30 protein-coding genes are annotated in these 24,884 nt (G+C 48.4%); all 30 read right to left on the bottom strand.

Translation table 11 applies throughout. The features are described from left to right. Positions 1-3 precede the first annotated feature (3 nt). Entirely contained in the window at positions 4-300 is a 297-nt protein-coding gene (locus AC3WT9_RS01080) for a hypothetical protein (protein ID WP_492407221.1), read from the bottom strand. Further along, positions 300-1,097, bottom strand: coding sequence for a hypothetical protein (locus tag AC3WT9_RS01075; RefSeq protein ID WP_492407220.1), 798 nt, complete (start codon positions 1,095-1,097; stop codon positions 300-302). The genes AC3WT9_RS01080 and AC3WT9_RS01075 overlap by 1 nt, the downstream gene beginning before the upstream one ends. Before the next feature lie 20 nt (positions 1,098-1,117). Beyond that, positions 1,118-1,948, bottom strand: coding sequence for a baseplate J/gp47 family protein (locus AC3WT9_RS01070; RefSeq protein ID WP_492407218.1), 831 nt, complete (start codon positions 1,946-1,948; stop codon positions 1,118-1,120). Beyond that, complete coding sequence (locus AC3WT9_RS01065) at positions 1,945-2,385, bottom strand: DUF2634 domain-containing protein (RefSeq protein WP_492407217.1); 441 nt, start codon at positions 2,383-2,385, stop codon at positions 1,945-1,947. The genes AC3WT9_RS01070 and AC3WT9_RS01065 overlap by 4 nt, the downstream gene beginning before the upstream one ends. Then, positions 2,375-2,716, bottom strand: coding sequence for a hypothetical protein (locus AC3WT9_RS01060; RefSeq protein ID WP_492407216.1), 342 nt, complete (start codon positions 2,714-2,716; stop codon positions 2,375-2,377). Before AC3WT9_RS01060 ends, AC3WT9_RS01065 begins: the two co-directional genes overlap by 11 nt. A 2-nt stretch (positions 2,717-2,718) precedes the next feature. After that, a complete protein-coding gene (locus tag AC3WT9_RS01055) occupies positions 2,719-3,699 on the bottom strand; it encodes an XkdQ/YqbQ family protein (RefSeq protein WP_492407215.1) in 981 nt (326 codons plus the stop codon). A 1-nt stretch (position 3,700) separates the two neighbouring features. After that, on the bottom strand, positions 3,701-4,339 hold the full coding sequence (locus AC3WT9_RS01050; RefSeq protein WP_492407214.1) for a hypothetical protein: 639 nt from the start codon (positions 4,337-4,339) through the stop codon (positions 3,701-3,703). Between the two features lie 2 nt (positions 4,340-4,341). Further along, complete coding sequence (locus tag AC3WT9_RS01045; protein WP_492407213.1) at positions 4,342-8,223, bottom strand: lysozyme family protein; 3,882 nt, start codon at positions 8,221-8,223, stop codon at positions 4,342-4,344. Between the two features lie 503 nt (positions 8,224-8,726). Then, a complete protein-coding gene (locus tag AC3WT9_RS01040) occupies positions 8,727-9,137 on the bottom strand; it encodes a hypothetical protein (protein WP_492407212.1) in 411 nt (136 codons plus the stop codon). A 64-nt stretch (positions 9,138-9,201) separates the two neighbouring features. Beyond that, entirely contained in the window at positions 9,202-9,648 is a 447-nt protein-coding gene (locus AC3WT9_RS01035; protein WP_492407211.1) for a phage tail tube protein, read from the bottom strand. Positions 9,649-9,651: 3 nt separating this feature from the next. Then, complete coding sequence (locus AC3WT9_RS01030) at positions 9,652-11,004, bottom strand: phage tail sheath subtilisin-like domain-containing protein (RefSeq protein WP_492407210.1); 1,353 nt, start codon at positions 11,002-11,004, stop codon at positions 9,652-9,654. Beyond that, positions 10,985-11,239 carry a hypothetical protein gene (locus AC3WT9_RS01025; RefSeq protein WP_492407209.1) on the bottom strand — a complete coding sequence of 85 codons (255 nt, stop codon included), beginning with the start codon at positions 11,237-11,239 and terminating at the stop codon, positions 10,985-10,987. The genes AC3WT9_RS01030 and AC3WT9_RS01025 overlap by 20 nt, the downstream gene beginning before the upstream one ends. Next, positions 11,236-11,727, bottom strand: a complete 492-nt coding sequence (locus tag AC3WT9_RS01020; protein ID WP_492407208.1) for a hypothetical protein — start codon at positions 11,725-11,727, stop codon at positions 11,236-11,238. Before AC3WT9_RS01020 ends, AC3WT9_RS01025 begins: the two co-directional genes overlap by 4 nt. After that, positions 11,727-12,215, bottom strand: a complete 489-nt coding sequence (locus AC3WT9_RS01015; protein WP_492407475.1) for an HK97 gp10 family phage protein — start codon at positions 12,213-12,215, stop codon at positions 11,727-11,729. The genes AC3WT9_RS01020 and AC3WT9_RS01015 overlap by 1 nt, the downstream gene beginning before the upstream one ends. Continuing rightward, positions 12,208-12,534 (bottom strand): hypothetical protein, encoded by a 327-nt coding sequence (locus AC3WT9_RS01010; RefSeq protein ID WP_492407207.1) that lies wholly within the window; start codon positions 12,532-12,534, stop codon positions 12,208-12,210. The genes AC3WT9_RS01015 and AC3WT9_RS01010 overlap by 8 nt, the downstream gene beginning before the upstream one ends. After that, entirely contained in the window at positions 12,531-12,917 is a 387-nt protein-coding gene (locus tag AC3WT9_RS01005) for a hypothetical protein (protein WP_492407206.1), read from the bottom strand. Before AC3WT9_RS01005 ends, AC3WT9_RS01010 begins: the two co-directional genes overlap by 4 nt. Next, positions 12,895-13,200 carry a Rho termination factor N-terminal domain-containing protein gene (locus AC3WT9_RS01000; RefSeq protein ID WP_492407205.1) on the bottom strand — a complete coding sequence of 102 codons (306 nt, stop codon included), beginning with the start codon at positions 13,198-13,200 and terminating at the stop codon, positions 12,895-12,897. Before AC3WT9_RS01000 ends, AC3WT9_RS01005 begins: the two co-directional genes overlap by 23 nt. Beyond that, positions 13,200-14,147: a major capsid protein gene (locus tag AC3WT9_RS00995; RefSeq protein WP_492407204.1), complete on the bottom strand. Its 948-nt coding sequence runs from the start codon at positions 14,145-14,147 to the stop codon at positions 13,200-13,202. Before AC3WT9_RS00995 ends, AC3WT9_RS01000 begins: the two co-directional genes overlap by 1 nt. A 21-nt stretch (positions 14,148-14,168) precedes the next feature. Then, on the bottom strand, positions 14,169-15,398 hold the full coding sequence (locus tag AC3WT9_RS00990) for an XkdF-like putative serine protease domain-containing protein (protein ID WP_492407203.1): 1,230 nt from the start codon (positions 15,396-15,398) through the stop codon (positions 14,169-14,171). A gap of 35 nt (positions 15,399-15,433) precedes the next feature. Next, positions 15,434-16,051 carry a hypothetical protein gene (locus AC3WT9_RS00985; protein ID WP_492407202.1) on the bottom strand — a complete coding sequence of 206 codons (618 nt, stop codon included), beginning with the start codon at positions 16,049-16,051 and terminating at the stop codon, positions 15,434-15,436. 67 nt (positions 16,052-16,118) lie between these two features. Further along, positions 16,119-16,949 carry a phage minor head protein gene (locus AC3WT9_RS00980; RefSeq protein ID WP_492407201.1) on the bottom strand — a complete coding sequence of 277 codons (831 nt, stop codon included), beginning with the start codon at positions 16,947-16,949 and terminating at the stop codon, positions 16,119-16,121. Continuing rightward, on the bottom strand, positions 16,942-18,420 hold the full coding sequence (locus tag AC3WT9_RS00975; RefSeq protein WP_492407200.1) for a phage portal protein: 1,479 nt from the start codon (positions 18,418-18,420) through the stop codon (positions 16,942-16,944). The genes AC3WT9_RS00980 and AC3WT9_RS00975 overlap by 8 nt, the downstream gene beginning before the upstream one ends. A 2-nt stretch (positions 18,421-18,422) precedes the next feature. Continuing rightward, positions 18,423-19,739 (bottom strand): PBSX family phage terminase large subunit, encoded by a 1,317-nt coding sequence (locus AC3WT9_RS00970; protein WP_492407199.1) that lies wholly within the window; start codon positions 19,737-19,739, stop codon positions 18,423-18,425. Then, the gene (gene terS, locus AC3WT9_RS00965) at positions 19,726-20,607 is read right to left on the bottom strand and encodes a phage terminase small subunit (protein WP_492407198.1); all 882 of its coding nucleotides are present in this window, start codon (positions 20,605-20,607) and stop codon (positions 19,726-19,728) included. The genes AC3WT9_RS00970 and terS overlap by 14 nt, the downstream gene beginning before the upstream one ends. 74 nt (positions 20,608-20,681) lie before the next feature. Further along, on the bottom strand, positions 20,682-21,311 hold the full coding sequence (locus AC3WT9_RS00960; protein ID WP_492407197.1) for a hypothetical protein: 630 nt from the start codon (positions 21,309-21,311) through the stop codon (positions 20,682-20,684). Further along, positions 21,302-22,357, bottom strand: coding sequence for a GmrSD restriction endonuclease domain-containing protein (locus AC3WT9_RS00955; protein WP_492407196.1), 1,056 nt, complete (start codon positions 22,355-22,357; stop codon positions 21,302-21,304). Before AC3WT9_RS00955 ends, AC3WT9_RS00960 begins: the two co-directional genes overlap by 10 nt. A gap of 124 nt (positions 22,358-22,481) precedes the next feature. Continuing rightward, positions 22,482-22,691: a hypothetical protein gene (locus AC3WT9_RS00950; protein WP_492407195.1), complete on the bottom strand. Its 210-nt coding sequence runs from the start codon at positions 22,689-22,691 to the stop codon at positions 22,482-22,484. Positions 22,692-22,808: 117 nt separating this feature from the next. Continuing rightward, the gene (locus AC3WT9_RS00945) at positions 22,809-23,432 is read right to left on the bottom strand and encodes a Mom family adenine methylcarbamoylation protein (protein ID WP_492407194.1); all 624 of its coding nucleotides are present in this window, start codon (positions 23,430-23,432) and stop codon (positions 22,809-22,811) included. Next, entirely contained in the window at positions 23,425-23,940 is a 516-nt protein-coding gene (locus AC3WT9_RS00940; RefSeq protein WP_492407193.1) for a ParB N-terminal domain-containing protein, read from the bottom strand. The genes AC3WT9_RS00945 and AC3WT9_RS00940 overlap by 8 nt, the downstream gene beginning before the upstream one ends. Positions 23,941-24,571: 631 nt before the next feature. Further along, positions 24,572-24,877 (bottom strand): hypothetical protein, encoded by a 306-nt coding sequence (locus tag AC3WT9_RS00935; protein WP_492407192.1) that lies wholly within the window; start codon positions 24,875-24,877, stop codon positions 24,572-24,574. Positions 24,878-24,884: the final 7 nt, after the last annotated feature.

The following is a 24,884-nucleotide window of genomic DNA, read 5'->3' as shown; positions in this document are numbered from 1 at the left end:
CCCCTATACTCTTGTGAGTGTGTATTTAAATGTCACCAGCAGCCCATTAAGCGCTGGCTTTACAATGCTGTCTGGCTGGTCGTCCCAGACCCCGCCGTCTTTGTCGATCACCTGGAACTGTGTAATCGTACCGGCGACCGTTTCGGCCAGATAAAACTGCAGCGTGATTACGTCCCCGGTCAAAGTCAGCGAATGAATAGGCATTTGGGTAACCGTACTGCCTATCGTGTACGTTCCATATGCGATCATGTCCCGGAACCAGGATTTTGTCTTGTTATGGGCGCTTGTCGTTAGTGCCATTACGTTTCCTCCATTCCAGTATTAATTGTGCCGGTTAGCTTGTAGGTAGCCTGCTGCGTGGCGCTGTAAGTTGCGGTGATCTGTTCCCCGCCGGAATAGGTGACTGCCTGGTTAACCGGGATCACGGTCACCGGTGCGGCCAGTCCTCCAGCATATAGTGCGCCGGTGATCGGGAAGGCCGCCTGCAGGACCCGTTCAAAGGTCTGCGCGATCCGCTCCCCTCCGGAATAAACCGGTGGCGTAGGTAGTGTTATGACCTGCGGGCCGTCATATGGAACGCCGCAGTAAAGTGTCTCGCTGGCGAATGCCTGGAACGGGTAAGAAATAACCGAATACTGCTCAGCTATCGCTATACCACTATTCCAATCTGGCTCCTTGAGACTCACTACCATAGATCGAACATGAATGGGCCGAATATATTCAAAATTACGTTGTAAAGACTCCTGATCGATAGGGTTTTCCGTTGAAAACTGGAATTCGATCTCCTTGTTATTTAAATCTTCAATGATATCCACCAATTTGCCATATTGACTCCCCAGATCATGCAAGACAGAAATCCGGAATGGTCTGTCCCCCCAACGCTTCTGCCGAATGGCATCCCTTCGGAAGCTATCAGACCCATTCATTTTTCTTCTGAAATAGATCCATTCCCAAATCCATAAGGACCAAGTCGCCCGCGGTAGAAGAAACTGGTTGCTAAGATCATCAATGGTCCGCTCCCGGTTTATCATCTCCTGTTCCACAACAGAAAAGTGCCGGTCAGCGATATCGATCTCATACCAATATGGTGGCAACATACCCCGGTAGCGCTCTGGAATCACGTCAAAATCACCTCAATACGGGGAATGGAGGAAGGCGTCATCTCGACATCTTCCTCCATTCCGTTCAAGGTATAGTTTTCGTAATCCTCCACTCCATTAACAAGCAGCAACGAACCTACATAATTGTAAGCTAATTTTGTTCGCTCCTTTGCGTATGCCAAAATCCGTTGCTGAATTGTTGTGGCCATTTCATTCAGGTCTGCACCTTCAGAGGTTACTAAATGTGCCGCCACCACTACGACAAAGACCGGAGCAGGATGCACCCCCAAGTCATGGCCGGCGATCCGCCGTTCCTCCCACATCCACGACTTGACGGTGTCAGCAAATGCTTCGGTGATTGGCTGCCCTTCCAGGTCCGTAAGATAGAGATCAATAGAATTATCGTGCCGTTCTTTCTCACGGGCAATAGCCCCACCCACACCGGCCATTTCCAATGCCCAAGTTTCATAATCCTTCCGCCGTCCGCTGCCCACTTCCGTCACAGCGCGCTCCAACATCCGGAGGCGCAACGCGTCGTCGTCTTCCCCTTCTTTTCTCGTTACCCCCGCTGCCCAACCATGGCCGTCCAAAAATTCCCCATCTGCCCAAATCGGAAAGCCCTGAAGGAAACCATATGTCCAGAGAACCTGCTGCTCCGCAATCTCGATAGCCAACGGATACCACAGGTCGTAAAAATATTCGCCTTCTTCCGTAGGCGGCGGGGGCAAGCCACGTTCAAGGGCCAGAGCAATTGCCCGATTGACCCAGCGCCGGTATATATCCTCCGGGGTTTCTTCCAGGATCGGCATGCTAGGCATTGACGGAAGATCAGATAATTTGATAGTCATACACCAATAACCTCCTCTACTTCAGCATTTCCGGCCACACCTATTAAAGAAATGCTTAGGTGCATCTCACGACCAGCTCGTTCCATTGACTTCACTTCAGCACGCTGGATCTCGATGTGGGCCATCAATGCCTCTTCTATGTCCCTCTTAATCTCTACATCTTCCCAACCAGACCACTCGGACCTTTCAACACCGACCTCTTCCCCATACAAAACATACCGAAAACGCTCAGTGTTCAATATCTTCAAGGCTGTCTGTACCAAATACTCTTCATAGGTACTTGTCTTTTTAGGATAACCAGCATCATCAAGCACAGCGCTCCTATTACGATAATCAATAACATAGGTCCACTTGGTCTCTGAAGCCACGGACTCTGTCAGTTCAATACCATCAAGGTCCGTCAGGTCCAGTACAGGAAACAAGCTATCATCCGCCATTGCCGACCACATCCTTTCCGTGTACATAGTAACGCTGTCCGGTTAATCGGGAGACAATGAGCCGGTCACCCGCCTGCAGCGGACTGGGGAGAATCAGAATGCCTGTAAGCGTAGAGACCGCTGGCTGCTTGACCTCAAATACTGTATCGATGCGGCGCTCCAGCAGATACTCTGCAAAGACCAGCTTATCCGCCGGATACGGTTCAGGGTCCTCATCAACCTGAATCTTTGGATTGGCTGGCCAACTTAATAACGTAGCCCGTTCAGTGTCCCTGGCGTCAATGTGACCGGCGGTTTTTTCTCTCAACATTTTCAACGCATCATTAAGCACGGTTACACTCTCCTTTCTAGCTCCAGCTTAACGGTGTACATCCCGTTCTTAAAGCTGGATTCCGCACTCTCCACTATCCATTTCGAGGTGTGGTCCGTTTTGATCAGCACCATCCATCCAGCACGCAAGCGTGAAAGCGAATGATCTTCATGCCTCACAGTAATCTTTTTAATCTGCTTGGCCACCGATAAAGCTTTTAGACGCTGCGTTGCTACGGTTGCAGGGTCCTCATCTTCTTCCGCTTCCAGGATCTCTTCCATTCGGCCCAAGGTCTTCACCGCACCGGCTGCCGTCTTAGTGACGGAGGATGAAAGTTTGTCATCTTTGTACTTCTGTACGGTCACAACAGTATAGGTTTCTTCGATGCTGTAGCCGGCGGTACTTGACTCCATTTGCTCTGGGATAAATACAGGAACAAGAGTATTCGTCCCCTCTCTTACGACCTGTAAGTAAAAACTTTGATCCGTCCGGATTACATCGATATGGTAACGGTAGCCACTGCGCTCATATGCCTTTTGCAGCACATCTAGGATGATCTCAGAATGAAACATGGTGCCGTAGCGTTCATCCAGATTAAAGCCGAAGGCAGGACAGCGGAAATCAATCCCCGTGGATTTAACATATCGTTGCAGTTCTGCTCCTGCCTCCCCCTTTAGATAAGGACGAGCGCCTTTATTCTTAGCCAGATACCAGCTAATCTCCCGGGCATCGATCTCCCATTCATCCGTAAATTCATTTTGCTCAAATTTGAGAATCGGACCATGAAAAAACTGATTTTTACCGTGTAGCAATGCAACTCCCTTTATCTGCTGAGAAAAGCACATCAATGTCCCTGCAGCTTTCAGATCAGTGGCATCTCTCAAACGCACGGTCATACTGCGGGCGATCTCATCCCGCGAAGAAGACCAAGACAACTCTGTGATTGCATCAGTCAGCAAAAATCGACTGTTCTCCTTGCCATATAAAACGGCGAAATTGTCCAAGTTATTTCCCTCCCTTTACGCTGGAGGTCTTATCCAAAATACGCTCCTTTTGAGTCAGGTAATCGAAATTGCCTTTGGCATTGTCTGCCGCCGCTTTCTTCTCAGCCTTCTTCTGCTTCTCGCTCTTCTTTTTTTTATTCTTCTTGTCCGTCTTCCCGGTTGTGTTTGGGCGACTTTTGGATGATTTGGTGATGATCACGCCAGGCTTCAGGAGCTGCTTTGCGTTTGAGTATGATACGATTTTTACCGGATCGTACTCCACAAAATTAAAATTGATATGCAAATTAGCCTGGCCATCTTTATAAGTAGCCTCAAAACTCTCAAACCACATGGTTTGTGAAAATAGCGATTCAAAGTTAATGACCACCGGCTTCGATTTCCATTGCTCCATAAGCTTCCATGCCTGTTCCGGGGATTGGTAAGCCACCGTCTCTTTTCCAGTTTCCCAAATCTCTTTCCAAGCACGCGGGAAGATAACAGAAAAAGAGACCCGCTTCAGTTTAGAAGTGAGTCTCTTACTGGTTTTCTCTTCTCCGGTAATCACCGTGAAGGAATCTATTTCGTTGCTACTGGTGATCTGTATTTCTGTCGGCGTTATAGGGAAGGTGAACCTGTTCTTGTCTCGAATCATGGTCAGCATACTTATCCCCCACTTTCCAGAGCCTTGTACAGCTCCTCGCCAAATATCTTCCGGAACAACGCTCGCCCCTGCGGGCTGGTTAGCATCTTTGCAAATTCAGCAAAGTTGGTAATTCCCTTCGCGAGTTCCCCGAAATCGATGTTGATGTTCTCAATCACGACGTCACGCATCGCTGCGGGTGCCTGTGCCAGCGTCTTGGCCACCGGGATGTTGGACGATTTCATGCCCACCGCCCCACCATCTGCATAAGGACGAGCACCAAGCAATGCCCCAGCTTGTTTCCATAGATCAAGCCCGCGGCCTCGCTTCCCTGCAGATAGTGGAATAATCATTTCCGGACCGGCTTCGCCGACCAGTCCGAGATGAGGGTCATTGATTAGGCCCCCAAACGCATATTTCTTCTTTTTCCGCTTCTTTCTGCGGCCGAAGAAACCGGAAATCCCATCAAACAGTTTGGTTGCCAGCTTCTCGCCCCCAATCGTCCCCAACAGACCGCCAATCGCGCCACCAACAGCTGTACCGACACCAGGCATGAGGAATGTACCAAGCAATGCGCCAGTTGCAGCTCCGCCGGCGATCCCTCCTCCAATTCCCCCTGCCACTTTGGCTGCCTGCCGTCCACGTTTACCTTTGCCAGCAAAGAGGATATCCCATCCGTCCATAGCGTAACCAATCGGACGAACTACTTTGCCGAGAAGCTTTGTTCCTTTAGCGAAGTTCTTCATTTTGGTGGCTTGCCTACGCAGTTGATGACCGGTTGCCCGGATTTTATACGCATCTGTGAGACTGCTGGCTTTGCTCATAGCCTTTGTGTAACGCTTCAGGCCTTGCTTCTTCACCATTTCAAGTGATCCATGGATACCTTCAGCATAGCCGGCCCCGTAACCTATTTTGTCGTTGTTATCATCAATGTAGGCTTTAGCCTGTAATCCTGTAGTCCGGAGCTGTTGCGCTCCGACAATGCCACCATTGGCATAAGCGCGGACACCAAGCATTTTCCCTGCCCGTTCCCACAATTCCACGCCACGCTTGCGGCGACCGCCAGAGAGCGGAATGATAGCTTCCGGCCCCGCCTCACCGACCAACCCGATATGAGGCCGAGTAATAATATCGCCGTTAGCGTATGCTGTTCCGCCGGAGGAGGTATGGGGTTTGTTTCCGGATGTCGGCGCTGCTCCCGAGGTAATTAATTGTTTGAACGCTTTACCGATTTCAGATACCACGGCCGTCACCGCAGGGTATTTACTCCGCATTCCGGCAGCAATCCGCGTAACAAAATTGCTCCCCCAGCTCTCGGCCTGGCTCGTGACGGTCTGGATGGAAAGCAAGTGCTGCTTTGTCTCATCTGTAGCCGTTTTTACAGCGGACCCGACACCGAGCATACTTGCGCCCGCTGTGCCGGCACCCTGGACAATTCCGGCGGTGCTGGTCTTTGTGGTGACACCCAGCTGCTGAGTCTGTCCAGATGTTTTCTGTGCAGCTGTTCCAACAGCCTGCACATTATGCTGAGCCTTATCTGATTCCGTGCTTTTCCATGCACCAACAAATGTATTCTTAATCTTATCGACAGTACCTTTCACACCGCTCTCGTTAACGGCGCTGGTCAATGCAGTCTTTAATCCATCCTTGGCCACATTGGCTCGGAAAACGTTGAAGGTCTCCTGCAGCTGCTTTTCACGCTCGGGCGTTAAGTTGCCAAAGGTGACCTTGGATTCAGGCGGAGGTTTAACCTCAGGCTTTTTCTCTTCCTTTTTTCCGAAGCCGAACCAACCACCTATTGAAGCTGCCGCATCCTTAATGCCGCCAGCAGCCGAAACCACTCCATCAACAACGGACTTTGTAACCCCGCTCGAATCAGCTAGGGAACCCAATTTGTCGCCAACCCATCCGCCCGCTGTTGCTCCAAATGCGGTTCCAAGCGGACCGGCGATAGAGCCAACTATCCCCCCGACTACCCCTCCAGCCGTACCACCTAACATGGATCCGCCAGTCGAAGATATCCCTGCCCTTAAACCGTCTTCCTTTGAAGCTTGGTAGAGATCATATCCAGTAAGACCAACCCCAGCTACTGTTCCTAAAATACCGGCAGCTTTAAGAGCCTTCTTTCCACCTTTAAATAACCCCCTGATCCCCCTGCCGCCCGGGGCATCAGGAATAACATCCGGGATCGGTGAACGAGTTGGAAGTCTATTAGTGTTCCGGTAGGTTACACGGCCTGTGCGCCGTTGCCCAACATCTGGAGTATCAATATCAGGCATGTCCGGTGTACTCGTCCTACGACGTGCAGAGATAGAGCCATTCGAGTTACGGCCACGCTGTGTGTTTCGGGCATTTACGCCACCGCTCCCAGATCGTCCGCGTCGCCCCCGTCTCTGACCACCTCTGTTATTTCTTCCACCGCCATTTTGCCCACCAAGTCCTCCAGCCTCGTTGAGATAGACCACGCTAGCATTGATGGTCATAGAAGGAACTCTGCTCAAACCGCCAATTCCTCCGCTGCTGCCGCTACCTCTACGACCTCGATTAAGTGTGAAGCGGCGACTTGTAGGTCCGCCTACTTCTTCGGTAGGCAGAGGGGAATCAACGCCTGTGTTTCTCCTATTATTTATCCACTCTTTAACGCCATTGTAAGTATTTTTCGTCTTGGTATAGCCTTTAGTGAGAACTTGAGCTCCTTTGACCAATGCAAAGGCACCGACTAATCCAACAATACCATTATTGATTATTTTAAAATTATCACTGTACAGGCTAGTCACCTTGCTCACGACATCTACGATGTTGGATCCCAATGCCTGAATCCCGTCCTTGTTCGTTGTGAGAAGGTTATTAAATTCTTGCAGAGCAGGTAGAACTGCCGTCGAAAGGTTCGCCCCTAAATCCTGCATCTGTTGATCAATCTCAGCACGAGTTTGAATAATATCTTGCATCGGATTCGCAGCTTGTTGAGCTTGAACCATTCTTTCCGTTGTTCCTGCAATCCCAGAAGGTGCCGGCTGAAAAGGTACTTGGAAAGTCTTAAGCACAGCAAGCCCGTTGTCTTCGGCAGTAGCCGATCCAAGTGAGACAAGCGAAGCCTTCAATTGACTCTGCGTTTGACTGGCCAAATCAGCAACCAGGGCCATCAAAGCGCCCTTTGCACGCTGCTCATCACCAGAATTGATATCACCAGTGAATGCCGCCGCTTGCTTCGCTGCGTCGTTCTTACCAGCTCCGCGCAGAGTGAAATACTTCTCCATATCGCCCGAATCGAGCGCTTTGACACCAAAGGTCTCCTTAATGAAGTCCGCTGGCTTGTCAAAATTAAAGGCTCCTTCCTTCACACTCTGGGTCAAGAAGTTGGCCATCTGACCCGAATTTGCGCCAGTGTTCTTAAAATATCCGGAATACTCCCAAAATGTATCGAAGAGATCTTTCTGTGGATCACCTACTTTGCTATAGGCATACGCCATGCTGTCTGCAACTGAAGCATAGGATTCTTTGAAGGTATTCGCAGATTGCGAGAGCCCTCTCCCAATCTCCTCAATACTTGCATCTGGAATAAGAAATTGAAGTTGCACAGCAGATGAAAGCATATCTCCCGCCTTAGATTTATCCCGAACCATTGGGGATAAATCTCCCAGCATTCCAGCTGCTTGGGCTTGCGAAGCCACAAGGCCTTTGGCATGCAACTCATTACCTACTTGAAGAGCATTGAGCCGGTCCTTTTCAGGTAAGACCGTTGCACTGCGGGCAGCTTCGGAATAGTAGTCCATCACGTTTCCGAATAAGGCGTCTTTGATACCGCCGCCAATGAGAATCGCTCCAGCTGTTGCTGCCAAAGTTGTTAACTTTGAGGAAATCCCGTCTATAACCGGACTGACTCCATCTTGCGCTTGTATATGCACCCGAGAATCATTCAATCCGCGAATTTCTGAGTCTGCGCGAGATGCGGAACGGCGCAGTTCTTCCACGCCCGAACGTGCCCGTCGGAAGATATCATCTACATTGGATCGCCCCAGTCGACGCGTCTCGTCCGCAGCACCACCAATGCGACTACTTAAATCATCTGCTGCGTTCCGGGATCGTCGGAGATCAGATACAAGGTTATCCCCCATCTGCCCAGCGGCACGCCGGAAGTCGAGTAAATCATCGGTCGCCCCGCGGAGTGCTGTTCGCATATTCCGGACAGCACCGGAAATAAGGTCCTTCGCTTCGAACGGGACCGTCACTTTTGTTGTTGCTGCTATGGTTGTTCACCCCCATCCTGCCTATTTCTTGTTGGCCAGGCGCTTGGCTTCTTCTTCTGCTACCATGCCCGCGGCAAGACAGAAAAAATACTGCCGTTGCTTGTCTACCTCATACGGCAGTATTTCTGCTGGTAATCGCTTCTGATTAACCCAAAACGACGCTACCCAGCTTGCTTCTCCATCTTGCTTGATGAGTTTTTTGCTTCTTTCAACAACTCATCCTTGGTTTCCTGAAAATTGCGTACAGCCTTGCTGAGCTCCGAATAATCAGCAGGATTATCAAATAAGCGCGGCGGAAGCTCAAACTTACTGGCGCACTTATAGGTTTTCAGCAACTCTGTATTGTTCCAATCAAATTCATGTTCGGTCGCCTTTACGATCATCACATCGATCTCATTATAAGATTCCTTCGGATCGCCATTATCTTCATACGCCAACTCATAGGATCGACGTACCTCCATAGTAGTCAGACGGCGAACAGACCATTCTTCACCGTCCACCGGAACAGTGATGGTGTCGTCTTTACGGCCTTCTTTACCTTTAGCCAGGTACTTCTGCAATTTGTCGCTCATTGTTTAAACCTCCGCATATTTTAAATTTTGTTTATAAATGAAGAAAAGGACGGTTGCCCGTCCTTTAAACCATGTAATCCGGGAACTGCTCAATGAAATCAAAATCATTTGCTGTGCCAGACAGTGTAATGTCAATACCGTTGTTCTCGTCGATCTTGGCCACCAGAATGTCCATCTCATCGTGAATGTGGATACCGGAGATCATCACTCGCTCTGTATTCCCAGTCTGACGGTCCTCGAGGGATCCGGTGATCCGTTCAAGGTACATCGTTTTTCCCGCCTTGAAATCAGCAAGGAGCCGGTACCGAAGTCTGGATTCAAGCTTCGACATAACCATCTTTACTGTGATCTCATAACCCACAACCTGCTTTGTCTTGGACATCTTTCTCGCACGGATAATATCAAGAGTCTCCGGCTTCAGAATTACTTCTACCTCTTTGACCGTTTGAATCGGGTCCCCATTATCATCCTGAAGTGATAGATTACGGCCAATAAGTTCGCGTTCCATCATAGATTACGCCACCTCCCAATCAATATTAAAGATTTCAATTGCATCGAGCGGTTTTGCGGACAAAGAGAAGTAAGCATAATCCATATCACTTTTCTTTGTTGGATGCTCAGTAAATGTAAATTCTGAGCCGATCGCCTTTTGCTGCGCCCGCACTTTCAAATAGCTAATGACGGCTGCGATAAACAATCCGCGGCCCTCTGCGTCATTGTCCAACTTTGCCTTATTCGCCTTGCCTGCCGCGTAGATGTCGTTCAAGATTTGGTCGATTGTCATCGAAACCCGGATCTTCCCGAAATCCTCCCGCTCGCCGGTTCCAATTGTGGCCAGCGTGTTGACGGCAGACTCAATGATATAGTCGTAACCATCTCGTGTGACCATAAGCGTACCTTCAGCCAGACCTTTAAGAACCTCGTTGTGGCTCCAGTCAACCTTCGCCTCAGTCATTGGCACCTTTACACCAGTAAAAGACTTATTCGCCGGTGTGCCAGCTGCCAACCCCGCCACCCAAGCCGCCCACTGAAGAGAGTCATAGGTCTTACCATTGGTGTGTACGCCGGCTAAAGAGCAGTTAATGATATAACGGGCATTCGCCGCGCGGCTGCGCGTATTGTGAGCCTCAATTTCACCGTCTGTCGCGGCAGCTCCGGCGATAACCAACTGTGCCAGCTTGCGGGCCTTGGTCCGGCGATCCAGCAGCCACTGCTTGGCGGCTGCTTGCACGGCTGCTTCAGAGGAAGGGAGGTAGACCACATCAAACACCAGTCCGTCAATCCGGTTAAAGATGCCACTCCAATTAGCGGCAGTGATAGCTGCAGTGCCTGTAACGCCGCCAGCCAGCTTGGTATAGGCTACATCGGCCAGGGCCACAGCACCAGTATCCTTGAAGCGAACCATGTTGGACTTTTTGAGTGTTTCGACTGCACCGGCCTTATCGGCCACCAAGAACGTTTCCGTATCAAAAATGCCCTTACTATCCCGGATAACAATCTCCTTTTTGCTGGAGTCCACCAGAGCAGCGCGTACCATATACTCAAAATCATTGCCTCGTGTTCCTGGGTAACGGGCCTCGATGGTGTAGCTGTCCTCCACGGCGGCAACGGCCGCCTTTTCGCTCCCGTTTGTTACCCGGTACCCAATTACGGTAGCACCGCTCTCAGCCGCCAGTTCCAGCTCATCTACCAGCAGCCCGGATTCCTTGAAGCGTTCTGACTGATCCGTCATATCCACAGCTTTGTTCGGCAGGCCCCATTCGGCTTGATATGGCACCAGCACGCGGCCAGATACTGATAAGACACGCGACTTCGCGACCGCCTGCAGATCCACATACGAGCCAGCTCTACTCCGTTGTATCGACATTTACTGTTTCCTCCTTTGTTGTCAGACCCATATAGGCGTCTACTTTCTGAATAACTTCCTGCTTTGAGAGCAGGGCATCATCCACACAATCAAAAAGAGCGCCAGCAATCTCAAAGCGTTCCCGCTTCAAAACCACTGCGCTCTCAATCCATTCTTGCTTGCTTCGCTTGTTCACATCCTCTGTTGTCACCGGTAGGCTGGACGGCTGCGGACGTTGCAATCGCTTATTGCTCATGCTTGATGCTCCTCTCCTTCGTAATCATAATAAAAATCATTAATCTTTTCGACCGGGCTGCCGTCGCCATTTACAAGCAGCTTTTGAACGTGAATCAGGTACGAATACCTGAAGGTGACTTCCATCCGATCATTCAACGGTCGTGTGCGCGGGGCTTCAATTACCATCATGATGCCAAAGCGCTGAGAGGCCACGCAGAACCGCTGCTGCCGGAGGAAAAGGAAGAAGGGGGATAAGTCATAGGGGATCGGCTCCCCGGCTTCCTCTGCCTCGCTACGGTCCATGTCATAATGAAAGACAAGACCCACATCCTCAATGATCCGGTCTGCCCTCGGTGTGTGTGCTTTATCGGACACCAGGTCCGTCTCAATGAACACGCTCGGACGATCAAACTGCCCTGCCATCCAGCGAGAGCGATTCCGCAAAATCGGAAGATCCGGGTAGACCTGCTGCACGAGTTCTGCCCAAGCTTTTAATCCTACATCCATCATGACAGCATCCTCTCCAGTTCCTTCTCCAGCCGTTTCATAATCAAAGCATTCATACCGCCTTCCAGCTCCTTCACGGCAATGTCAAAGTAATGCCGACCGATAAAGGAACGGGGCTTGGCCATAAATCCCGTCCGAGAGTTCGGATCATATACAAACTTGCCGTTCGCTCTCCAAAATCCCGGCACAAAGTGAGCTTTGTGAATAGTGTATCCGTCATTGAGATGTCGCGCATAGGGAAGGTTGGATCCCACTTCAATAGAAATAGCATTGCGGTCCACATCCCACTCCCAGACGTTACCGTCTTCTCCGCGGGTAAAGGAATTCCACATTAAGCCGGTGTCGATGAGGTCCTGCTTATCGATTTCGTCGATGATAAGATTCAGCAGCGTCTCGCCAACAGCCTCCGCGATATTCCGTAGGATTTGATTCACACCATCGTCGCTCAGCTTCTTGAATTTTTTCGCCAGGCCGTCAAAGTCATGCATGTTCACTGCCCTTCACCTCGCAAGTCACCAATAACTCACGCCAGTAACGGCGCGGGTTAGAGTCAATCACCAGATACCGACGTCCGAACAGCAATACTTCGTCACTGATCCGGACGTCCGCTGTCTTCGGCACTCCGATTGTCTTTTTAACAATGTAAATAACAGGAGTAGATTCAGCTTTGGCATCGGTCTGAGTCTTAACAACGAAACACTTCAGATCCGCGACCTTTCCTGCCTTTCGATCGCTGAACAGGTTGTCCGCATCCTGCTGGCGGCCAACCCGGTAAACCGCCAGCGGGGTATTCATGCGGTGATTCATAGCAAATAAGCCGTGATGTTCCCGTCATCCGGCCCGGACTGCTGCTTTTTGACCCACAGGAAGAGAATAGAATCCACATCGGCATTTCCCGTAGTTTTCCCTTCTACTGCCTGCCGGGTGTAGGTCCAGGCGCCGTCACTCTCCGCTGAGTAGCCGCGGGCGACGGAAGCCAGGTATTCCTCACTGTCCTGCAATGCGAGCGACTCCGCCAGCTTCACCCAGGCCAGCATAAGCTGCTTATCTGCCACCGTCGGAAAAGGAACTGGCAAATACAGTTCAATTCGGGTCTGTGCATCATCGATGTACTGTTCAAGCTGATCGCCAGTAGCCTCCTGCACAGCACTGACACGGCTGCGGCTTTTAAGGAGTGTCGTTGTTAGCATCCGGCACACCGCCGCCTTCCAGCGCCTTTAGGGCGGCAATCAGCTCAGGCTTCTTCAGGTCCGCGAAGCCTTCAATGCCGGCTTTCTTCGCCTTGTCCTTCAGCTGAACAACGGTCAGGTCCTCCAGCGGAATCACCTTTTCCTCATTAACTTCAAAATCAGGATGATCACGCAGCTTTTCCAGCACCGTCTCGTCTTCCACAAGCACCGGCTTCGCCGGCTCAAAGCGGATACTGTACAGGCGCAGGGAGGCATTCTTGCCTCGGTAGGTTACGTATGGCATTAAAATTCCACCCCTTTCACATAGGCCAGAGCCTGCGGCTCTTCAAAAATGGAGTCAAAGTCGGAATGGATGGCGTAGAAACGCTTATCCGTCCAAATAGCTTCCTTACCCTCCGTCGTTTTACGGATCTGCATGTCGTAAGTGTGGACCATAGCAAAGTTCGGTTGATATGTGAAAAGAATATCTCCTTCCGGCATGCTCCAGACATCTTCCACATCGTAGGCATTGACCTTCTTGACGCCGCCAGTGATTTGCAACTGAATGGACGCGCTTGTGTCCTTCTCTGCGAGTTTCTGCAGCCGTTTGCTAAAAGTGTTCGGATGCATGAAATATTTAAACACGCCCCCTGCACGGTACCGGGTTGGAATTGCACGTTCCAGTTCGAATAGAACGCCCGTTTTTTCAGCAGTCGACAATGTTGTCCAGTCCAGATAATGCCCCGTGGTACGAGCCTTCTTCAGCCACCCATCATTGAGACTTAAAAACTCATAATCCGGGTCAGTATTAGGGGTTGCGGTGTCACCATTGAAACCAATATCCTGCATGTTTTCCCCGTAATTCTTGGCCATCGCACGCATAATAATTTCTTCAGCGTTTTGGCCACGGACCCGTTGCGTTTGACGAATGAATTCTTCCGTAATGTCGAACGGAACGATTACAGGCACAACCGCATATGGAATCTGCGGGAAGGTAAGCCCTGGTGTATTTGTCGCCATGATGTTCTCTTTTTTACCGCGCATATTCCGGCCACGGACACCGACTTTGTCGATAGTCCCTTTAGAACTCTTCCGGTTTTCATGACGAATCCCTGTAAGGAAGCTATTAGCCTCGTACGCCATGTCGGTGAAAGCTTCTACTTCCTCATAGTTCAAGGCGTTTTGGTCCATCGGTGTAACAATTGTCGATTTTTGAATACTGGTCCGGGCAATATTGCCGTTGGTTCTCATAAATTACATTCCTCCTTCTAATTACAGGAAGCGTCCGAAACTAACGGCGCTCTCTGATTTGCTGATTTCTTCTTGCTCATCGCCTTGGGCAGATGCACCACGGCTGTTTTTCACCAGTTGCACATCCGCTGCCAGTGTCTGCATTTGCTGACTCAGCGGTGCCAGAGCTTTGGCAATGGCATCGGTAATTACGGTTTCTTCTGCGGTAGCAGCTGGAGCAGCGCCGCCTGTATGTTGCTCACCATCGACACCTTCCTCTTTCTTCAACTCCGCAATCTCTGCCGTCAGGCCTTCCACCTGCTTAGCGATCGGAGCCAGTGCAGCCGTTACAGCCTTGGCAATATCTTCAGCTTTCAAATCGTCTTCCTCCTTCGGCTCCTCGTCTACGGGAGCTGTCTTATTTTTCAGTTCAGTCAGTGCTGCAATAGCATCGTCGACGTGTTTCAGGTTGCTAGTGGAAATCTTCTTGCCAGCCTTGGCAATCTGCTCAGGAGGTGTGCCGATGGCTTTCACGATGTCCTCCTTGGTCAGCACTTCCTCGGCGATATCCACAAAATCCTGTAACGCCTCCCGGATGGTCTCCGGATCGGTTTCCAGGCCACTTTGCCAAGTATCCCAATTAAAAAGAACCGAGTTGAGGGCATCCTGCGCCGCCCAAAATTCTCGGTTCTTCCGGTTCTTATGGTATTTGTCAGCGACCGCGCCTTTCTCGATCAGGCCCAGTGCTTTTGCTATTCGGCTCAAGAGTCCCTTGGATACCTCCTCTTCCTCCTCAATCTCTTCCCGCTTACCGACGCCCCACATAGAAAATCCGGTGATCTCGCCTTTCTTGATGGATTCCCAGGTATCATCGTCGGTTACTTTCACCCCGGCCACCCAGGAACCTTTGACAATCACCTGTTCACCAATTTCCATGTCACACGGTGCAATATAAGATTCAACAACATACCCCTTGTCAGCCTCCAGATCATGCTGCTTGTCGATGTTATAGGTGTGCTGCTTCTCCATAAAGAGATGCGCAGCCTTCTCGATTTCCTCAGCATCCATCTCATCTTCATGGGCATCTAACACATCCGGCTGATATACCACACCGATTACAACCCGTTTGGCAACATCGACCTTCGCGATCTGTACCTGTTTCTGGATGGCATTCTTCCCGGCAGCTTTGATGATAGCAAACGGTACACCGTTGGCCCCTTTGTCCACAAGGGAGATGTGCGTGATCTTAGCGTCTTTCAGTTTATAACTCATGTTCTGTTCTCACCTCCTTTCAATAAAAAAAGCCGCTATTCGCGACTCTTTGTAGAACTAGTTATATATTCATGTATATCGATTATGTCTTTGCAAAAATCATAAGGACCATCTTCATTATACCACTTATAATACAAACCACCATTTAATTGACGTTGTCTACAAATATCTCTTATTACAGCTGTATAGCGATGTCTTTCTCTAAAGGGGACGTTAAATAAAGCATTTACTTTCATCTGTGCTTCAGAGATAAGAACATGTTCTTCATCGGTATTAAATAAACTTTTTAAATTTCCAATTCCCGTTCCTGTGAAATTGTGTATTTTAGCAATTGATATAGTTTCATCATTGTAAGTTCTTACAGGACCATAAACATGGCTTACCTCTCTTCTTGAAAGCTGAGATACCTTCCCATTAGGAAGGAGAATATTGTATTTCCTCTCAGCGATTAATTGTTCGTGAATCTCCGATAAATAATTTTCAACCACTAGTTTATTCTCATCAAAATAATAAAAGTAACATGGAAATAATATAGGTCGAATATATCCATTAAAATTCATTTTTTTCTTTCCTAAATCAATTATTCGGTCTCTAATTTTGATTTGAAAGGCTTGCCCTGTATTCTGTATTTTGAAAATCAATTCTTTGTCCATAAAATCCCTCCTTAATTTGATAAAACTAAATTTACCAAAGAAGGTCTACTTTATGAAACTACTTTTCTTATTGCAATATAGACTGCATGGTGCAGCGGCATTGAATAATTTCTTCCGCGCGTCCGCTTGGGTCACCGGGGAACATCAGCTTGCTCTTACCAACTTCAAAAGGCTTATCCAGCGGCTGCACCTGGCCGTTGGCTTTACGGTGTGTCTTCCGGGTGCGGTCCCCCTTGGAAGATCTCCACTTCTTCCCGGTTACCACCTCGGACTGCTTCCAGCCCTCCAGTTTACCTCCATTGGCCGCTGCCGTGCTCAGCGTACGGGAGACTTTAATAGCCCGTTCCATAGTAAATGGGCCGACTTCGGCTGAAGCAGCAGCCTCGCTGATTCCCCGTACCAGAAGCGCTCGCTCGGAAGGTGTCTTGCCCTCCTTGATGGCTTTCTGAAAGGCCCGGGTCATAACGTCCTTGCTGGTTCCGTTCATGTCCGGAACAAGCTGCTGCAGGTTCTTCGCAAAACGGGAAGCGGCCTTGTTCTTGATGGACCATGTTTTGTCAGGATCGAGCGCAATCAGCTCTGTTTCGCCAGCAAGATGATAAAGAGGTTGAAAAGCATCATATACCGCCTGTTCAAACTGAACTGTGAAGAGATCCCCGCTCTGGACTGAGAGCAGAACCTTGCCAAGCTCACCAATATCAATCAGCAGTTCCTCGCTGAGTTCCATAATCGCATCATGTAGTGCCTTCCCCTGAAGCTCAAGGATTTCGACAATCCGAATCTCTCCCTGCTTGTACAGCTCCTCCAGTACTTTACGCTCCGCATGGGTCAGTTCCAGGCTATCCAGGAACTCGGTATCGTCCGCTTTGGCGATCCGCTCCCAGCATTCCTTACACATGACCAGTTGCCTCCTCATGACTCTGCCGCAACAAGCGCTTGGCGATGGTGGATACCTGCTCCTGCAGATCATTCGCATCGGTGTCAGGTTCAGGAACGGTTAATGCCGGCTGGCTGTTTAAGAGCTGAGCAATTGGTGTATCCAGGTATTCTTCACTATACTTGGACTCATCAATGGTTGTATCTAGTACTTCCTCAGCGATAGGAATCAGATCACGAACCAGCATAATTCCCTTGTCTGCGATAAAGTCCAGCAGCGCCTTACGGTCTTCTGGATCGATAATCCGTGGCCCCCGCAGGGTAGCCCGCACCCGGAAGATGCCCATGGCCGGGAACAGCCGCTTATTAAAGATCTCATCCATAATCCACTTGCGGTACGGTTCGAAGACCTGCTCCTCTGCAAATCGAAGCGCGGCCTGTGCCGTGGCACGGTTGTAATCGGAGCTCTGGCCTACCAAGATTGGCGGCAGTCGGAACGCAGAAAGGATATCTGCCTTCTTCTCCTTACCGTATTCCAGGAATAAGGCATCCTGCTGCAGCAGATCGTTCAGCTTGTCCAGCTTGATAGATACCTTTTCGATCTTTTCATCTACCAACCCACCCGTTTCCTCACCTATCGCCTCCAGGTACAGAATTCCCCCTTGCGACTGCGAACCCTTTACTTTTTGCAGCAGTTCAATAGACTTCTTAGTCAGACGGCCATTGGTTACCGTCAGTAGCATTGAGAGCATGCGGCCATTGCTGAAATAGGAAACGTTCAGCTCCTCAGCCTCCCGGCTGCCTACCACGCCCGGCGCATTCCCAAACCAGCGTGGCTCTCCGTACGGGCCGTCATTCCCTATCTTTAGTGGAATAATCTGATTGCCTTGACCCTCGGTCCCAAACGGTCGGAACCATACCACAGACTGCCCGCGCTTCATAGCATACTTTCGCGCGTAAATGTCCTGGGAGAATTCCTCGACATTCTTTGATGATCGGATCAGTCGCTTCCGTTTAATCGTCACCTTATCGGTTTCCCGGGTACAACGAACAAACTTCGGATTGATGCGGTAGAGTGTCGGAAATTCGCTGCCGGCAGGCCAGGCGACCTCCACATTTGCATTCCCACTGCTCTCAATATCCTCAATCAGTGAACTGATAATTTCATCCGGCGTATCCTCCAGGTTACAGGTCTCCAGAAACTTATCAGCCCTGTTCCACTCCTCCAGCGCGGTCTGATCACTCTCTCCCGGAATGTACTCCAAAGCAATGCCATAACCGGCAATGTTCCTTTTATACGCCTCAATGCACTGCGGGATGATGTTGCTGTTCTTGACCAGCAGCTTGCAGGAGGCAGGGTCGTTGCCAGGAGGGAAAGGCAGCAGCCCGTGCTGATCGTAGAGGTTTTCAAAGCTATCCGGCAGCTGAGCGCTGGAAGGGATATGCCGGTCCTCTGCTTTTGATATTTGAAACCATTGCGCCTCACTAGTCATGATTACACCCACCCAACGCCATGATCATGTCGCTCCCCTCTCTCCTTCTTGCGCTGCTTCACTTCCTGCAGTAGATAATCAGTATGAATGCCATACCGGCGTGCGTCACAGGTATGGTCGTTTTGCTTAATGGGCTTGTCCTCGCCACGCTCGGCGGCTTTTTCATCCCATACGTAAGACACCAACTCCTGAAGGGAATTGGTGTTGTCAGCACAGATATACAACTCATTGTTTTGGAACCGGTTGGACACCGTCTGAATTCCATCTAGCACTGTATTCACAGCAGCTCGGATATTTTTGATACCGCGCTTCTTCAGCTCAATAATAAAAGCCTTTGCTGACGGGTCGATGAAGATTGAATACTCATCGCCATCAATAAAGGCTTCCAGGTCATCAGCATATTCGCCATTCGTTTTCTCACCTTTACGGCGGATGTTGTGATAATACTCATCGAGCTCATAATACACGTTCCCGCGAACCCCGTACTTTAGGAATGCCGTCGGGTTGTTGGCTCCATAGTCGATGCAAATGAACTTACGGTCAAACTTAGCCGGGAACCATTCCCGCGCCTTCTTATGAACTGCATCATCGAACTTGGAGAAGATGACTCCCTCGGCCATGACCCACAGCCCCAGAATGTACCGCTGGTAGAAGATTCCGCTATACATACGCCGGTACCGCTCACGCACCCGCTCGGAGAGAGATAAGTTATCCTCCATCGTGAAGTGCAAATGCAGCGCGTGCTTCTTCTGAAGCTGGTCTAACCACTCCACCTTGAACCAGTGATACGGCCCAGCAGGGTTGCAATTGAACCAGAGTTTGGCTCCATCTACGGAACAACGGGCGGTAGCCTGATCAACAAAGGACTTCGGCATCAAGGCAACTTCATCAAAGAACATGCCGGCCAACGTGATTCCGGCAATCAAATCCTGCGAGCTCTCGTCTCGGCCACCAAACAAGAAAAACCGGTTGCTAACCAGCCCCCGGGTTACGGTCAGGACATTTTCAGATCGATTGTCATGAACATGATACCCGCGGCTGGCCAGCATGCGCTTCAGCGGCCCGACTACGTTACGGCGTAGCGCGCCAATGGTCTTACCGGACATACCGAACTGCTCCCCACGGAAAGTGTCCATCCCCCAGGCAATATAGGAGAAAGACATGCAGACCGTCTTGCCGGCCCGAACCGATCCATCACAGATAATAGCGTCCTTGTCATGATGCGGGCTTTCCGGCGTCCACCAAGTAAGCACCTTTAGCTGCTTATTCGAAAAAGGGGACCACTTGAACGCCGGCGGCTTGAGTTTAAGTTTCGCCATCGTCGTTCCACACTCCCGCCGCCATTCCCTTCAGCGCATCGATAAAGCCATCATCCTCAAAGTCTTCCTTACCTCCACCACCGCGCAGCATCTGCAACTCATATTGCATCGTCTCGATGCGTATCTGCTTCTCTTCATCGGTCAGTCGGTTCTTCAATTCAATGGCCCGGATCTTCTTATCCTGGATGCGGGTCAGCGCTTCTTCTAGCTTCACAATGTCGTCCAACTTCCGGAAGCCCTTCTCCTCAATCTTGGACTCCATCATTTCATTACGGCTATGCGGAATCTTCTTCGTGATGCCGGTCTTCTCATCGTGAATTGTTGCGACTTCCTTGATAGCCTTCAGCTCATAAAAGATATTACGCTCCGTTTCAGTTAAACCATCCATCAGGGCTTTGATCCGCTGCATCATGCGACGTTCCCGGATCGTCAAGAGGTATAGAGATTCATTTGCCTGAATAATTGGATCAGTGTCCACCTGATCGATGAGCAACTGCTCGGTCTCGGTCAAGGTATCCAGCCAGATGGTTTCATGCTCACCGGTAGTGACTGCCTTCTTGTTGCCAGGCGGCCCACCAGCACCGCCGCTGTTACCTTTGGCGTTCTGATTCCCTGGGGGAGCGCCGCCGCGATTACCAGCAGCGTTTTTGTTCCCTTTGGGAGCGCCGCGATGTGGAACGCTCCCTTTCGTTTCATTTGGAACGTTCCCATTGAGATCCTCTGCCCAACGGTCAACTGACTTCCATTTGCGGACCTTATTTTCGCCAACAAAAAGAGCAGCGGCGATGTCTTTAAGCTTCATAGTCCCACTGCTCTCTAACCACATCTGTTTTGCCTTGTCCCGCTCGGGACTGCGTTCTCTGGCCATGCTACATTTCACCACCCCCAAAAAAAAAGACAAGCTTTCCGCTCGTCTTCACTAAAATAGATTTGTAATTAGATTCAACCTTGTGATATTGCATCGGCAGCTGCTTCAATAATTGAAATGTAATATTCCAGGACAGTTTGAGCTGGAGAAGTATGAGGCAAAACTGAAGTCAAGAAAGTAGATACTAAAGCATTCAAAATCATTCCAGGTCTTTCCAATTTTCTCGAAGCTAGTGAATCCAAGTTTTTTTGTGTAGTAGTTGAAATATGCGCAGCAGCATTTCTAATAGTTTTCATATCAAAAAGATCATTTTGTATTGAACTAATGACTGTTTGAAAGGGATCTCCGTCCAAAAAGTACAGATTAGCAATTTTCTTGATAATATCAGGATTGCTCCAGTCGACGTACTTCTGTGTTCCTATTAGAATCTTATGTGCATGTTCTTCATTAATCGGATTTGCATATCTAGTAAGTTGCGTCCCCAATATTGATTGATTACCCAATAGAAATGAAATATAGGAAGATTCCAAAAAACCTTCCCATGCAATAAAAAGCTTTAAAAATGAATTACTTACAATGAAATTTTGTAGAGACTCGTCACAAATGTCATCTCCGTTAGTGTCTTTAGAGTAAGCAAAATCAACAATCTTATTTACCTCAGCAATTTCCCAACGAAAAATATACAATGCTTCATTTATTTCCATTTTGATTCAAGTAACTTCAATAGATAAATTGTTCTGCGCTCTCTTACCGCTTTATCAGTTGTAGCTCTTCTTGAATCTAAAAGAAACTGAGCTTCATCTTTATCAAGTTCTCTAATATCATCTTCAACAAATATACCTTCAATTCCCTCTAAAATTATACTAACCTTAGAAATATCTTGATCCAAAATCTCATTTCTATAAGCGTTTAAATTCGGCAATCCATACTGCATGTGATATAAGGTTGTAAAGAGTGTATAAAAAAGATGAACTCGCTTAAATGTACTTACTGAAAGACCATTTGGAAAAATTTTATCAATTAAAATCATTATTTCTCCAAATCGCTCAGCCAAAACTATAGGATCATGCGAGAAACTTTTCTCATACTTTTCATAATATGAAGGTATTTTCTTTTTTGTTTGAATCCCTTCAAGCATAGCTATGAGAATGTCAGAAGTTAAATAAACATCTTCCATTCTAAGAATTTTTTGGTTAGTTAAAATAGTGTTGTTTATCCAAAAGTCGTGATACAGATGTGCTAGTTTTTCTGCAAGACTTTTAAAAGGGCCGAAGTGATTAGCATTGAGTTTTTCCTGTGTGTTTAATGTGACAGAGTAAGAATTAAGTCTACTAAAGACATCTAGAACTTCTACATCTGACATATTTACTAAAAGATCAGTAGAAATTTCGTAGTTCAGAATATTCGTTTGTACATCTTCATCCAGTTGACTGTAATAAAGACCTCCATAAACATCATTGTGCTTTTTATTAACTTGGAAACCGTCCTTGATAAAAGAAAGAATTGTTCGAAGTCTTTGTTGACCATCAACTACTTCTCTCATTGACTTTTTAGTTTTTGGATTTAGTTTTTGTCGAATAAACACCTTAGGAATTGGTTTACCTTGAAGTATTGTATCCATAAGATATGAACGAGCCGAGTCACTCCATACAGAACGTCTCTGAAATTTCGGTGAGAGTTCTAACTGCTTATTATTCTCCCACTCAATATAATCATTAATACTATAAGTTCTAGAGTCAAAATTTTTCATTTGTGCCCCCCAAATTAAAGATGAAATTAATAAATCATCTATCAATTTATCTTATATTTGTGTCCAATAATTAGCAAGTTAAACTTGTTCACATTTATATTCTCAAATTATTAGTTTTATTCCGTTAGATTTCTTCCCTCTGCAGCTCAATATCAATTTCAATCAGCTTCTTCAGATCGTCGACCGTCTTAATTTCAATGCGGCCAGCCTGAAAGTCCTTGACCCACTTGGCTATGCCGGCTTTAACAATTTTGCGGTACTGAGCCTTGCTTTCCAGGATACCGGCCATGACTTCGAGCTCATGCTGCAATAAAATTTCATCTTGTGTTCCCATTTACGTACCCCTCCGCTATCCGTTATGATGGAATGCGAGACAGCGGATGTCTGGAAATGCCACGCGTGGCGCGCCGCTGTCTCAGCCGGGGGATACCCTGGGTGATGGGGAGGACGTTCACGCGTCCTCCTTATATTTTGGATACGGCTTGTGCAGGTGTTGGATCTTCTTGCGAATCTTCTTATTTAACGGCATCAGGTATTTGTGCTTGCCAGCTGTACAATAAATCTCGGCATTCGAGTCAAGGTTATTCCTGATCCACTCAATCCTCTGACTGCCAGTACCGTACCGGGAATGCACGGACTTGGGATGCGTCTTCTTACCATTGATGATGAAATAATGTTCCCCGCCGGTCTTCCCTTCATAAATCCAGTTGGTGGCCTGATAAATTCCGCCGTAATGATTCTGTTCAACATCGGCATAGCTGACGATCAGTTCTACGTTCGGAGATTGCTCCTTCAGGAACCGTATGGCTTTGGCCAGGATCTCAGATACAAATGATTTATGCTTGGTTAATGCAACCCGCGTCAGCTCGCAGCATTCGCGCTGTGTCAACCCGTAAGGGGAACCAATATGATTCGTTGCGCCTCGGCTAAAAATGACTACCCCGATGAACTGGCCGTCCTCCCATGCCCCGACCTTGACTGATTTACCTGCTGGAAGGCTGTGGCTGTAATGAAAATTTTCACAGGAAAACTTAGCAGCCGCATGCGTCGCCCAGGCCACTTTAAGATCAATCATGTTCAAACACCTCTCCGCAATGAGGACAAGTGACTAATTTTGAACTCAATACCCCTAAATTTCCCTGATCTTCAGTCGTGCCTTCTTCAAAATTCGGGACTTCAATTTGTCCAAGCATTTGCTTTAAATCCACTTCATCAAAACCCGAAAGGGAAATATTTGCCCCATCCTGCTGTAAATCAACCAGCAGGTTCGAAAGGGCATCATCATCCCAACGGCCAGACACTTTGTTCAAGGCAATGTTCAGCAGGCGCTCGCGCTCCGGGTCCAGATTGACCACACTGACGGACAGCTCCGTGCAGCCCTGCTCATTTACCAGCACCTTATACCGCTGATGGCCACCGACCATGTTGCCGGTCTGCTCATTCCAAACAATCGGGTCGACATAGCCGAACTCGTCCAGGCTGCGGCGAAGCTTTTCATATTCAGTGTCGCCGGGCTTAAGGTCGACACGGGGATTATAGACAGCTGCGTTGAGCTGCTCAATTGGTATGATTCTGATGTCCATATGGACCCTCCTTGACAATTTTTACTTTGTGTCAATATTAGTAACACCCTATAATCTCTGCAGCAGTTGCTCATGCTAAAGTCGATCCCAAATCAGAAAGGATGAAATATATGTCCCATGACCACAACCATCAGCTAATTCCTATGCACATTGAAGAGTACCACGAAGCTCATTGTCACCCTGATCACTGTCATGTAGGATCTTTTGTAAATGCTCACATGGCCTTCGTAGACCCTCACAACTCTATTCCAACCACAAATCCTTCTGGACCAGCTCCGGATGGTTATCACTGGGCCTTTAATCCAAGACATTCTGATGATCCACATGGTCATCATTTCCATCAGGAGGAATGGGTATTACATCATAACGGACACTAATAGCCATAATGAACAAAGACATATACCAGTAATCTATGGTATATGTCTTTGTCTTCTTTGAGTTGAGTTGGTTTTTCATCTTGGGGTAGGCAGAAACTCAGCGAGAGACAAAGAGAATCGGCCCGTCCTGCTCTTTTCCACGCTTCACCACACAAACACACGTTCTTGCATTCAAAGCCTGAGAATGGCTCGCAGAAGGCTGTTTTTTGAGCATGAAAAAAGCACCCGAAGGTGCTCTTTGAAACGAAAAGGTACTAGTGTCTTGTTGGGATCACTGTAAAGTCACCTGTCATATTTGGTTGAGCTAGATTTATTGAAAACAATCCATGCCCAGTAGGTTCTCCATCAAACCGAATATGGACCTCAACACCTTGTTTGTCTGGCGTTCTGTCTTGTTTAAATGTGTGTTGTCTTGCATAAAAATCTTTTACCGAAGGATAATCTTGATTATGCGCCAATGTGACTACAGGAGGTTCTAATGAACCTGTTTCAATAAAAAATGCTGGGTCACTTACACGTGAAGAAGCAACATCAAGTTGAACTGTCTGACTTTCTGGCATTCTTACA

This window comes from Paenibacillus sp. EB106-06-01-XG199 (assembly GCF_058791575.1).
This window is presented reverse-complemented; position numbering and strand designations above follow the sequence as displayed.